Annotated in this window: 12 protein-coding genes; 4 read left to right on the top strand and 8 right to left on the bottom strand. The window is 59.3% G+C overall.

The annotated features are described in order from the left end of the window. Positions 1–19 precede the first annotated feature (19 nt). A complete protein-coding gene (locus tag ACLIBF_RS10815; protein WP_279809849.1) occupies positions 20–454 on the top strand; it encodes a GNAT family N-acetyltransferase in 435 nt (144 codons plus the stop codon). A 48-nt stretch (positions 455–502) separates the two neighbouring features. Here the strand turns inward: ACLIBF_RS10815 and ACLIBF_RS10810 are convergent, their stop codons facing one another. From ACLIBF_RS10810 to ACLIBF_RS10795, 4 genes are all read right to left on the bottom strand, one after another. Beyond that, entirely contained in the window at positions 503–1,297 is a 795-nt protein-coding gene (locus ACLIBF_RS10810) for an inositol monophosphatase family protein (RefSeq protein ID WP_279809848.1), read from the bottom strand. A gap of 24 nt (positions 1,298–1,321) precedes the next feature. Further along, entirely contained in the window at positions 1,322–2,383 is a 1,062-nt protein-coding gene (locus ACLIBF_RS10805; RefSeq protein WP_279809847.1) for an ABC transporter ATP-binding protein, read from the bottom strand. Continuing rightward, complete coding sequence (locus tag ACLIBF_RS10800; RefSeq protein ID WP_279809846.1) at positions 2,380–4,599, bottom strand: ABC transporter permease; 2,220 nt, start codon at positions 4,597–4,599, stop codon at positions 2,380–2,382. Before ACLIBF_RS10800 ends, ACLIBF_RS10805 begins: the two co-directional genes overlap by 4 nt. Before the next feature lie 88 nt (positions 4,600–4,687). Beyond that, positions 4,688–5,716: an ABC transporter substrate-binding protein gene (locus ACLIBF_RS10795; protein ID WP_069728324.1), complete on the bottom strand. Its 1,029-nt coding sequence runs from the start codon at positions 5,714–5,716 to the stop codon at positions 4,688–4,690. A gap of 213 nt (positions 5,717–5,929) precedes the next feature. Here ACLIBF_RS10795 and ACLIBF_RS10790 point away from each other — a divergent pair, with 213 nt between their 5' ends. The 3 genes from ACLIBF_RS10790 (at position 5,930) to ACLIBF_RS10780 (ending at position 10,039) form a co-directional block, all read left to right on the top strand. Continuing rightward, a complete protein-coding gene (locus tag ACLIBF_RS10790; protein WP_046288311.1) occupies positions 5,930–6,964 on the top strand; it encodes a LacI family DNA-binding transcriptional regulator in 1,035 nt (344 codons plus the stop codon). A 265-nt stretch (positions 6,965–7,229) separates the two neighbouring features. After that, positions 7,230–8,123, top strand: coding sequence for an SDR family oxidoreductase (locus ACLIBF_RS10785; RefSeq protein WP_448309742.1), 894 nt, complete (start codon positions 7,230–7,232; stop codon positions 8,121–8,123). Positions 8,124–8,215: 92 nt separating this feature from the next. Continuing rightward, a complete protein-coding gene (locus ACLIBF_RS10780; RefSeq protein WP_069728325.1) occupies positions 8,216–10,039 on the top strand; it encodes a glycoside hydrolase family 15 protein in 1,824 nt (607 codons plus the stop codon). Between the two features lie 24 nt (positions 10,040–10,063). On the opposite strand, the gene ACLIBF_RS10775 is transcribed toward ACLIBF_RS10780, so the two are convergent. From ACLIBF_RS10775 to ACLIBF_RS10760, 4 genes are all read right to left on the bottom strand, one after another. Further along, complete coding sequence (locus tag ACLIBF_RS10775) at positions 10,064–10,537, bottom strand: RES family NAD+ phosphorylase (protein ID WP_031376717.1); 474 nt, start codon at positions 10,535–10,537, stop codon at positions 10,064–10,066. Further along, the gene (parS, locus tag ACLIBF_RS10770) at positions 10,537–10,989 is read right to left on the bottom strand and encodes a type II RES/Xre toxin-antitoxin system antitoxin (RefSeq protein ID WP_031376718.1); all 453 of its coding nucleotides are present in this window, start codon (positions 10,987–10,989) and stop codon (positions 10,537–10,539) included. The genes ACLIBF_RS10775 and parS overlap by 1 nt, the downstream gene beginning before the upstream one ends. 207 nt (positions 10,990–11,196) lie before the next feature. Then, positions 11,197–12,336: a class C beta-lactamase gene (gene ampC / locus ACLIBF_RS10765; protein WP_094106451.1), complete on the bottom strand. Its 1,140-nt coding sequence runs from the start codon at positions 12,334–12,336 to the stop codon at positions 11,197–11,199. Between the two features lie 31 nt (positions 12,337–12,367). Beyond that, positions 12,368–12,613, bottom strand: coding sequence for a hypothetical protein (locus tag ACLIBF_RS10760; protein WP_031376720.1), 246 nt, complete (start codon positions 12,611–12,613; stop codon positions 12,368–12,370). Positions 12,614–12,670 lie beyond the last annotated feature (57 nt).

Below are 12,670 nucleotides of genomic sequence, written 5' to 3'. Positions count from 1 at the left end.
GCATAACAGGAGAAAAATCATGAGATTAAGCGCGGGTTTTACCGTGACGGAGCAGCCAGAGGACAAAGACCGGGAGGCGTTATTTGCCGGGCTCGGCAGTTACAACCGGCAGTTTATCGGCAGTGAAAACCGGGGACCGCTGGCGGTATTTGATCATGACGCAGACGGTAAGTTGCGGGGTGGCGTAATGGCCTCACGTAAGGGGAACTGGCTCTGTATCGATTATCTGTGGGTGGACGATACGCTGCGCGGCACCGGTCTGGGCAGTGCCTTACTGCGGGCAGCAGAACAGCAGGCGATAGCTTACGGCTGTCAGCAGGCGCTGGTAGATACCTTCAGTTTTCAGGCGCTGCCGTTTTATCTGAAACAGGGTTATCAACAGCAGATGTCCCTGCCCGACTTTCCGCAAACCGGTATGCAGCGTTACTACCTGACCAAAACGCTGAAGGGCTAAAGGTCACGACGCTGAGGTGGCTGTACTGACCTGCGCGTCGTGACAGGGTCACAGACCGGCGATGCGACGCAAATCTGCTTCGGCACCAGGAGCCACCGCCAGCACCTGCGCCCCTTTGGTGATGCGATCGCCGTCGGTGTTAAACGGATGTACCCAACCGCCCGCCTCCTTCACCAGACAGTAACCGGCCAGACAATCCCAGGCGTGCATATAAGGTTCGTAGTAACCGACGACCCGGCCGGCCGCCACCCACGCCAGCATCAGTGCGCCTGAGCCGATGCGGATAAAGTTACCGCCGGCTGCCAGCAAGGCCGCCACAATCTCGCCAACCTGCTGCGGACTGACGTAGCTGTTGGCACCAAAGCCGGTCACGTGATTCTGCAGGGTGCGCGCCGGATCGACCTGCAAGCGTCGGCCATTAAGGGTAGCGCCCTCACCCAGCGCTGCCACATAGCACTCCTCAAAGGTTGGCGCAAAAATCACCCCGATGACCGGCACGTCGTCGCGCAGTACGGCAACCGATACGCACCAGTTTGGCATGCCGTTGAGAAACGGACTGGTGCCATCAATCGGATCGACCACCCAGGTGTAGGCGCTCCGGCCCGGCTGCAGGCCGCTCTCCTCACCGAGAAAGCCATCATCAGGGAACGCTTCACGGATGCGGTCGGCGATCGTCTGTTCTACTTCGCGATCGGCAATCGACACCACATCCTGCAGATCATATTTGGTTTCCACCACCAGCGTGTCGCGGCGGGAAAAGTAAGATAAGGCCGTGGCACCGCCAGCGCGGGCGACAGCTTCAGCCAGCGCCAGACGCGACATCATTTCATCGTGCAGTTCCATTGAGACTCCTTGCGGTTAAGCAGTTTAGCGGGCAATCAGGGCCAGACCCTGCGGCTTGAAGTTAACGCCGACCCGGGCGGCCAGCGGCAGACGCTGTTCCATGTGGGGATCGATGATGAACAGCGATCCCAGTTCGGTAGTCACTTCATATTCGATATGGTCACCCAGCCAGGTGCTGTGAATAATCTCACCCTGCAGGGCACCCTGACCGTCGCCAGACAGGGTGATAAACTGCGGCCGCACCGCCAGCTGTCCGCTGCCGGTTTTCGCTCCATCGCCACGCACCCGGAAGCGCTGGTTACCGACGCGGATCAGCGCCTCACCGCCTTCGGCCTGCTCAACGTCGCACGGCAGAATATTGGCTTCGCCCATAAAGTCGGCGATAAACACCGAATTGGGCGCATGGTAAAGCGTTTCCGGCGCGCCCTGCTGCGCAATATCCCCCTCTTTCATGACAATAATTTTATCGGAGACCGCCAGCGCCTCTTCCTGGTCGTGCGTCACATAGACTGCGGTAAAACCCAGCCGCTGTTGCAGATCGCGAATATCCGTCCGCACCCGTCGCCGTAAACGTTCGTCCAGATTCGACAACGGCTCATCCAGCAGCAACACCTGCGGTTCCAGCACCAGCGCGCGGGCGACCGCAATACGCTGCTGCTGTCCACCGGAAAGTTCAGACGGCAGCCGCTCGCCCTGGCTTTCCAGCCCGACCAGCCTCAGCCCTTCCCGCGCCCGATCCAGCGCCTCCCGTTTGTTCATCCCCGACGACAGCAGCCCATACAGGATATTGTCGAGAGCATTCATATGGGGAAACAGCGCGTATGACTGAAACACCATCGCCACGTCGCGCTCATTGGCCGGCAGATGAGTGACATCTTTACCGCCGATCAGAATGCGGCCAGCAGTAGGATGCTCCAGCCCGGCCAGCAGGCGCAGCGTGGTGGTTTTGCCGCAGCCGGAGGGACCGAGCAGCGTCACCAGCGTGCCAGGCTCGACGGTTAACGACAGATCCGGCAGCGCCGTAAAACCGGCAAAGTGTTTAGCAACATGTTCAAACACAACCGATCCCGCGTTGATGGGGGTCATACGGCTCTCTCCTGAGTCAGAGTGGCGACAGCAGCGGCCGCGGCCGCTGGTTGAGTAACACGGCGCAGGCGGCGTTCACCCACCAGCAGCTGGAACAGACCGATAATGGCTAACATCACCACGATCAGTACCGACGAGTAGGCAATCGCGACGCCATACTCACCGTTCTCCACCAGCCCGACGATGTAAGACGTCGCCATGTTGTATTGCGCGCTGACCAGAAAAATCACCGCACTGATTGAGGTAATAGCGCGCACAAAGGCGTAGACCAGCGCGGCGCTGATCGCCGGTTTGAGCAGCGGCAGCACCACTTTACGTAAGGTGCGGAAACTGTTGGCACCGAGGGTCAGTGAGGCTTCATCCAGACTCTTATCAAGCTGGCTCATCGCCGCAATACCGCCACGCACTCCGACCGGCATATTGCGGAACACAAAGCAGGCGATCAGGATCATCGCGGTGCCGGTGATCTCCAGCGGCGGCAGGTTATACGCCATCACGTAGCTCACGCCGATCACGGTGCCCGGAATGGCGAAACTCAGCATCAGCATGAACTCAAAGGTCTGCCGTCCGGCAAATTTCTGCCGCACAATCAGCCAGGCGGTCAGCAGGCCAACCACCGCAGTCAGCGGCGCGGCAATCAGGGCGATCTCCAGCGTGGTCCAGAAAGAGTTCCAGGCGACGCCGCTCCACACCAGCTGTCCCTGATTCAGGCTGACGCTAAAGGCGCGGATATAGTGGTCGAGCGTCAGCGCGTTATTCAGCCCCCACGACTGCACAAAGCCGCCAATCATGATCATGCCGTAGATCACCAGGGTAAACAGTCCCCACGGGATCACCAGGCCATAAACGCTGTAGCGCACCGGACGCGGCAGCTGCACGTGACGACCGCCGTCGCCTTTGCCGGTTACCGTGGCGAAGCTTTTGCCCGACAGCCAGACCCGCTGCAGCAGAAACGCCGCCAGCGTGAAGCCCAGCAGGATCATCGCCAGCACCGCCGCACGGCTTGGATCGTTCTGCGCGCCGACCACCGAGAAGAAGATTTCGGTCGACAGCACGCCGTGACTGCCGCCCAGCACCATCGGGTTGCCGAAGTCCGCCATGCTTTCGATAAAGCTGATCAGAAAGGCGTTAGCCAGTCCGGGTGCCATCAGCGGCAGGGAGATACGCGAGAAAGTACGCCAGCGGCTGGCGCGCAGGGTCTGAGACGCCTCTTCCAGCGACGGGCTGACGCCCTCAACCACCCCAATCAGCACCAGAAACGCAATCGGCGTAAAAGAGAGCACCTGGGCGATCCAGATGCCGGTCAGGCCATACAGCCAGCGGCCCGGCTCGACGCCAAACAGCGTCGCCAGCGAGGTGGTGATCACGCCAGAACGGCCAAACAGCAGAATCAGCGCCAGCCCGATAACAAACGGCGGCGTAATGATTGGCAGGATAGTCAGCATCCGCAGCGCTTTTTTGCACGGCAGCGAGGTGCGGGTCGCCGCCAGCGCAAACGCCAGTCCCAGCAGCGTCGAGCCGCTGGCGGTCATCAGCGCCAGTCCCAGCGTGCGCCACGCCGTCCCGCAGGTGCCGCCGGTCACACAGGCGACGCTCCAGATAGCCGGGTCCTGCAGATTGGCGATCAGACCATCCGGCTTAAAGCTGCCATCGATGTCCTGCACCGAGGCGACAAACAGGCTCAGTACCGGATAGAGCACAAAGGTGGTCACCAGTGCTACCAGCAGTACGATCGCCGACACCACAAACGCATCGCCTTTCAGCACGCCGCGTTCGGCCAGCGCAAAGGAAAAAATCAGCAGGAAAACCGTCAGCAGCAGTAACGCGCCCGCGCCCATCGCCGGCTGGCCCAGCGCGAGCGGGCCGGCCAGGTTCTCCAGCCACCGCCAGTTCCAGCCGCTAAACCCGATGGCATGCCCTTCCAGCACCAGGAACAGAATGCCGCAGACGCTGAGCAGCAGCAGCAGGCCGCTACGGATACGCCCCGGTGGCAGCAAGAGGCAGGCGGCAGAAGCGAGCCACAGCGCTACGGCGACAGTCAGCCAGCCGTGCTGCATCAGTTGCCACAGTGCTGGCGCGCTATTCTCATCCTGCCATAAGCTGATCAGCCAGTGGCCAGAGAAGAACCCCTGCTCCAGGCTGTACCAGGGCAACACCATCAGGGCCAGCGCGCCGGCAACTAACGCGCCGGTTAAGCGGCGATTGTGCGCATTCATGAATCACCTCGATCTGCTGCGGACACCAGGCTTGCGCCACCGCGTTTCAGCATGGACCCGGCATCACTGCGCCGGACGGAAATCAGTTTTATTGTGCGCTGGCACCGATCTCTTTATCCCAGCGTCCGAGCAGCGCTTTGCGTTTCGCCGCGTCACCGTAGGTTTTGAAGTCGTAATCGATCAGCTTGATATTCTCAAAGCGTGGCGCGTATTCGGAGATCTCCGCCTTGCGGTTCGACGGCAGCTGGAACGATTTCGCCTCTTTCATGTGCGACTGCGCGTCGGCACTCAGCGCCCAGTCGTACCAGCTTTTGGCATTCGCCAGGTTACGCGCCCCTTTAATGATCGACATGGAACCAATCTCATAGCCGGTGCCTTCACAGGGGGCGACCGGTTTGATCGGGAAGCCATCGACCTCCATCGCAACCGCATCGTGCATAAAGACGATGCCGAGGGTGGTTTCGCCGCGGGCAGCGGCTTTCACCGGCGCTGAACCCGACTTGGTGTATTGCGAAACGTTGGCGTTGAGTTTTTTCAGGTAATCAAAAGCCTGGTCTTCACCCATGATCTGCACCAGCGTCGCCAGGGTGTTATAGGCGGTGCCGGAGGAGTTCGGATTGGCAATCTGGATTTCACCTTTAAAGCCCGGATCGAGCAGATCGGCCCAGCAGGCCGGTACCTTCAGCTTTTTCTCCGCCAGCAGTCGGGTGTTGTAACCCCAGCCCAGCGCACCGGCATAAACGCCCACGGTACGGTAACCGGAGATCTCCGCCACTTTTTGCGACCACGGCTGCTGCTGGTCGAGCAGCGGCGATTTATATACCTGAGTTAAGCCCTCTTCGGCGGCCTGCATATGCGGATCACCGGTGCCGGCCCACCAGATATCGGTCCGCGGATTGCGCGCCTCGCTGCGGATACGTGCATAGGCCTCCCCGGCTGACAGCCGCACCATGCTGAGATTGATGTCGGGATGAGACGTGCTGAACTGGCGGGTCATCTGTTCACAGACCACCACATCCGCAGAGCAGATCATGTTGAGATTACCGGCCGCAGCCGCCGCAAACGGTAAGGCCGGACAACTGACGATAACCGCAGCGAGCAGAGATGAGTAACGCATGGTGTTCTCCTTGAAGGCGGGGATTGCGCCTGATCGCGCTTTTTTGCACTGCTGTGCAAAGTAGTAAGGCGACCCTCAGGACGTGTCAATCAGCATGTTAAGCAATTGTAAGGTGCTGTCACAAATTTGGTACATTTTATCGCCAATACCTTTTGCACAGCCTTGCAACTTCAGGCAGACTCAAAGCGGATAACGGCAGCAGCGGAGAAAACCATGCATCAACTTAAGGCAGTCGTCAGTGCGCAGGATGTCGCTGACCGGGCGGGCGTCTCCCGCTCTGCGGTGTCGCGCACCTTTACGCCGGGTGCCAGCGTGTCGGATGCCACGCGGGCGCGGGTGATGAAAGCCGCCGAAGAGCTGGGCTATCACGTTAATCATCTGGCGCGCGGGCTGGTACGCAACCGCAGCGGCATTGTCTGCCTGATCGCTTCTGAAGTGGATACGCCTTACCGCGCCAGCCTGGTTCGCTGGATGACACAGTATCTGCAGGAAGCGGGAAAAGTAGCGATGCTGATTAATACCGACCGCTCAGATGAACGGGTCTCTGCCGCCTTACAGCAGGCGATTAACTTCCGCGCCGATGCGTCAATCATCCTCTCCGGTATGCCTGACAGCGCGATAACCCGGCTCTGTTACAAACACGGCCAGCATCTGGTGCTGATTAACCGTGATGAGTCCCTGCCCGGCTCCCTCAGCATTAATCTCGACTCGCGTCCGGCAGCCGAGATGGCGGTCAATGCCTTTGTCCGTGCCGGCTGTCAGCGCATCGCGTTTGTTAATTCACTGGCCGGCACCCCGAGCCTGCTGAAACGCGAGCGGGATTTTCTGGCGGCGGCGGAGAGAGCCGGAGTCAGCGTTCAGGTTGAGCACTTTGGCTCGACCTCCTATGAAAGCGGTCAGATCCTGGCGCAGCGGCTGCTGACCCGCAAAATCCGGCCTGACGCGGTGTTCTGCGCCACCGATTTACTGGCGTGTGGCTTTATGGATGAGGCACGCCACCGCTTTGCGCTGCGCATTCCGGAGGATCTGTGCATCGTCGGCCACGACAATATTCCGCAATCGGGCTGGTCCTCCTACAACCTCACCACTTTTGCCCAGCCGGTGGAACAGTTTGCCCGTGACGCGATACGCTGGCTGACCGAAACCGAGGCGCAGCAGGATGAATTACAGCCCGCCGCCGAACAGCAAAGCGATCGGCGGATATATCAGGCTGATGTGGTCTGGCGGGGTTCAGTACGCGGCGGGTAAACCGCCCGATTTAATTTTATCGCCGCTGCGTTTGTGCCACTAAAATAGTCCTTTCCCTGCTTTACGCTTCGCTTTAAATAAGCCGACTGATTGCCGCAAATTATCACCCTGCGGCGGCGCAGCATCCCGATTTTCTGTCTATCCTTGATCAGCATTATTAATTTGTCCGGCGCTTCACTGCTCAATGAATAAGCAGTCAGATGTGACAAATATCACATTTGTGCCAGGCTTAATCACTCAGATAATGACGTTCAAGGAGCTTACAATGACGATACCAACGAACAAGACGCTCGATCTCGATCAATTTCCTAAGCCTCCTTTTGAGGAACAACCGCAACAGGCACCTGGCTTAGCCAGCAAAATGATCCCGGTTCCCGATCACGGCGAAACCAGCTACCGCGGTACCGGCCGGCTGACCGGACGTAAAGCGCTGATTACCGGCGGCGATTCCGGTATTGGCCGTGCGGTGGCCATCGCTTATGCCCGCGAAGGTGCGGATGTAGTGATCAACTATCTGCCAGAAGAACAGCCCGACGCCGATGAAGTGATTAAATTAATCGAAGCGGAAGGCCGTAAAGTCTTCGCTATTCCGGGTGATATTCGTTCTGAAGAATTTTGTCAGCAGCTGGTGAAACAGGCGGTGGATAAATTAGGCGGCCTGGATATTCTGGTTAATAACGCCGGACGCCAGCAGTTTAATGAGTCCATCCGTACCCTGAGTACCGAAGATTTTGACGCGACGTTTAAAACCAACGTTTATGCCATGTTCTGGATCACCAAAGCGGCGCTGGAATATCTGCCACGCGGCGCGTCGATTATTAATACCTCGTCGGTGCAGGCCTTTAAACCCAGCGATATTCTGCTGGATTATGCCCAGACCAAAGCGGCGATTGTTGCCTTTACCAAGTCACTGGCGAAACAGCTGGGCGGCGAAGGCATCCGGGTTAACGCGGTCGCGCCTGGCCCATACTGGACCGTGCTGCAATCCAGCGGCGGCCAGCCACAGGAAAAAGTGAAGCAGTTTGGTGCCGATTCACCGATGGGCCGCCCTGGCCAGCCGGTCGAAATCGCTCCGCTCTACGTCACGCTGGCCTCGACGGAGAGCAGTTACTCCTCCGGTCAGGTCTGGTGCTCCGATGGCGGCACCGGCACCCTGTAATCACCTTCCCCGGTGGCCGCATAATGCGGCCACTTTTTTGTCCTGCCTGCGCCCGATTTGTCAGTCGTCACAGTGAAACAAGGAAGAAAACCATGGAAAACCAGATCTTCCATCAGCCTGCCCGAGACAATGGCTTTGCGGGTCTGGGTGATTATGCCGCCATTGGCGAGGGGCGTTCAGTGGCGCTGATTGCGCCGGATGGCGCGATCGACTGGTGGTGCGCCCCGAACCTGGATGCTAAACCGCTGTTTGACCGCCTGCTGGATGCCGGTATCGGCGGCTTCTTTCAAATCGTGCCGCGCGATCCCTATCGGGTGACGCGGCGCTATCGCGATAACAGCAACGTGCTGGAAACCCGTTTTGACACCGACAGCGGCAGCGTGCTGCTGACCGAATCGATCAACAGTACGCTGGCGGGAAGATTGCCGTGGGGCGAACTGGCGCGCCGGATTGAAGGAGTCAGCGGCGAAGTGGAGTTGCAGATTATCCTGCGATTCGGCACCGCCGCTGAAACCCGTTCGCCGTGGATTGCCGACACCGAAAAAGGCAAGGTGTTCCACATCGCCGACGTGATGGCGATGTTCCGTACCAGCGACGATATCCACATCACGCTGCTGGATGATGAGCAGGTCTGCGCCACGCTGCGGACTTCGGCCGGTTCGCGCTCACTCTGCGCACTGCTGATCACCGAGAACGAGCCGCTGGCTGTCCCTGAGCTGTCCGCCATCGATCAGCGAATCGAAACCAGCCACACCGGCTGGACCAGCTGGGTGGAGAGCCTGAGCTATGACGGCAGCTATCCGGCGCTGGTAAAGCGCTCTGCCCTGTCACTGAAGTTTCTCTGGTACTCACCGACCGGTGCGCTGGCGGCCGCAGCCACCACCTCGCTGCCGGAAGGGATCGGCGGCGAGAAGAATTATGATTATCGCTACGCCTGGGTGCGGGACGCCTGCCTGATCATTAAAGCCTTCGTCTATCTCGGGGCACTGGAAGATTGTAAAGCGGCCTTTTCGTGGTTGTCGCAGACCATCCTGCGGCACGGCGTCAGGCTGCGCGCCTGCTATGCGCTGAATGGCGATGAAGTGCCGGAAGAACGTTTTCCGCCGTTAAGCGGCTATCAGGATTCCCAGCCGGTGCGGGTCGGCAATAATGCCCGTGATCAGATACAGCTCAGCATGTATGGCGATATGCTGGCCACCGCGCAGCTGTTTATCGAGGCCGGCCACGTGCTGGATATCACCACCTCGCGCATGCTGGGTGAGCTGGCTAACTGCTGTGCCGATCACTGGCGGCAAAAGGATTGCGGTATCTGGGAGTTGCCGGACCTGCAGCACTATACCCATTCTAAAATGGCCTGCTGGGTGGCGCTGGACCGGGCGGTCGCGCTGGCCGAAAACCAGCACATCGAACCTACCTGGCTCGGCCGCTGGCAACGGGAACGTGACCGCATTCGTGACTGGATTGAGACGCACTGCTGGTCCGAACAGAAACAGGCTTATCTGTTTTATGTCGGCAGTGAGGACCGTCTCGACGCCTCGCTGGCGCTGGTCCACAGCTACGGCAACGCGGTCAATCCACAGCGGATGCTGTCAACCTATCGCGCTATTCATCAGGCGCTGGGCAACGGCAGCGCCATGCTCTATCGCTACAGTGGCGTCGAGGTTGAAGAGAGTACCTTCCTCGCCTGCGCGTTCTGGCTGGCGGAAGCCTGGGCGGAAATGGGCGACGTCGACCAGGCGGAACAGACGATGCAGCAGATCCTCGCGACGCTCGATCAGCACGGCAACGTGGATATTTTTAACGAAATGTTTGATGTCCGCAGTCAGAGCTGGCGCGGGAATATGCCGCAGGGCCTCAGTCATCTGGCACTGATTTGTGCGGCACAGGCTATTTCAGAATCGAAGGCTGCCGGCTGACCTGCGGCGCTGTCGGGCCAGCAGCTATTGCAGCCTGAAGCGTGGATCAAAGAAAAAAGGCTCGACCACCACGTTGCTGATAATCGCAGCGGCGGCCGGATGCGCGGGATTAAATAGCGCGTTCCACTCTCCGGTCAGGGTACTCGGAACCTTGAGGATCAGCCCGTGATCGGCGCTGGCGAGCCAGCCATCCCCAATCTCCCGGGTCGATGGCGGTGCGGGATCGGTCTGCCAGTCGGCGGGGAGCGCCGCCAGCGACAGCTCGGTGATCAGCGTTTCAGGAACGCTGATCGACAGCATCGAATAGTCGTGCGCCAGATCCTGAATGCTGAGATGCACCAGCGCCTCCAGCACGCACAGCGCCCGGCTTGATCCAAGATAGACACAGCCGATACCGACTGAATTCCAGCGGCCGCCGTAGGTGCGGGCGCCAAAACCGTCAAAGGCGGTCATCGCATATTCGCTTTTCACCAGCCGGAAAAAGCGCACCGCCGCCATCAGGTGATCACGCCATGTTCAAGCTGACCAATCAGGTTGAGCACCGCTTCCGCCCCGGCAACGGTGGTGGTCATCTCTGCCGGTTTCCTGCCACCCAGCGCCTTGGCTGGGGTCTCCAGCCACTGCACCAGTCGCGCCGGATCGTCACGCAGCAGCGTGCTGGCAGCGGACAGGACGCGGATCAGCATGTAAATCCGTCCGCTCTGATCGGGCGAAAAGGTCTGCTGAGGATCTTTGACTTTGCGGTTGTAGGTACTGCGATCGATGCCTGCCAGGCGGCAGAGCCAGATTTCATCGAAGGCGGATAACGACGCGGTGCGTTTCAGCACCCCGCTGCTGAAGCCGACGGCAATCCGCTGATGCGCATCCGGCAGGGTTTCCGGCAGGTTCAGCGCATGCAACAGCGAGCTGTTGCGGCGACTGCTGGCGGGCGTATAAATGGCAATTGACATAGCACGGCCCTCTGTTCATTTGATTTTTATTTTAGCGCAAATGAACATGGTGCGCCAGCTTTACCCCTGGCGATTGCGCGCTGGCGTCAGCCCGGTGAGGCGATCAAAGAGCAACAGCCCGACTTTGCGCCGCTCAACGGCTGCGAGGTGATCCGCCCTTTCCGCTGACCCTGAGATGGCAAGGCCAGCGGGCGGTGGCGTCCCGGATTACTGCAACGCTTCCAGGATTTTCCAGGCGGTTTTTATCCGTAGCGGATTGGGGTAGTTCTTGTTCGCAAGCATCACAATGCCGGTGTTCTGCTCGGGAATAAACGCAACGTAGGCACCAAAGCCGTTGGTGGCGCCGGTTTTATGCACCCAGCTGGCGCGTTGCGATGGCACGGCGGGATTCAGTAGCGTCGCCGGCTGAGGTTTAAGCGCGACGCTGCTTTCGCTGTCAGCGATTATCGCGGCGGCACTGGCCGGCCAGTCGTAAATCTCCCAGCCCAGCCCCTGATAGAAATCACGCACTTTGAAATAGCGTGACTGGGCGGTACGAATCGCATTGCGCAGCACGGTATTGCCTGACGATAAGCGGTTAGGATCGGCATTGGCCTGCATAAAGGTCAGCATATCGCGGGCGGTAGATTTCACCCCATACGCTTCCGCATCCAGCATGCCGGGCGACACCCGCACCGGCTGCCCGTTTTTATAACCCCAGGCGTAGTCCAGCATCATTGAGGGCGGCACGGTGATGTAAGTGCGCGTCAGACGCAGCGGCTGAAACACGTTTTTCTCCATCGCCTGCTGGTAATCGCCCTTCACCATCAGCGCGCCAAACAGACCGATACTGGCATTGGAGTACTGACGCAGCGTGCCCGGCGCAGCCTGCGGTTGCCACTGCTGATAATAGTTGAGCAGCGAAGCCTGATCGGTCACCTCATCCGGCAACTGCAGCGGCAGGCCACCTGCGGTGTAGGTCGCCAGATGCAGCATCCGGATGTGATGCCACTGCGTGCCGGTCAGCTGCGGCCAGTACTTCTGCACCGGATCGTTGAGGGCGATGTCACCGTTACGGATCATCACCCCGGCCAGCACGCCGGTGAAGGTTTTACTGACCGAGCCGAGTTCAAACAGGGTGTTTTCGGTGACGCGGCGGCCGGACGCCAGATCAGCCACACCGGCGTTAATGAACTGGGCCCGGCCTTTATAGAGTATCGCCACCGACATACCGGGAATTTCCTGCTGCTCCATCAGCGGTTCGATAGCGGCTTTAACCAGAGAAGTGACCTGCTGTGAGCTAAGATCGGCGGCAACACAGCTGGCAGAAAGGGACCACAAAACAAGGTAAGACAAAGACTTTTTCATTGGCAATTAACGGTTTCTTCACTGAATCGATTTATTTGCACTGATCGGCGCAGGCTTGCACACAGATCTGCGCTTGTGAGCTGCACGCCCCGGTATCACGGGTATTACAATGGGATCGTTCGACATAACAGTTGGTCTGACAGGCGGAGACGTCGCATCGCGCGGCGGCAGGCGTCAGCTGAGGCAGCGGCGCACGCGCCGGAAACTGGGGTGCCGGTTGAGCGAAGGCGCTGCTGCCCAACAGTCCGGACAGCAGCAGGCTGATGAGTATTTTCATGATTGATCTCCAGATGAACGCTGCCCTAAGTATGACTACTCTGGCACGCGTCGTCTG

Source organism: Pantoea sp. PGP6 (assembly GCF_053474785.1).
This window is presented reverse-complemented; position numbering and strand designations above follow the sequence as displayed.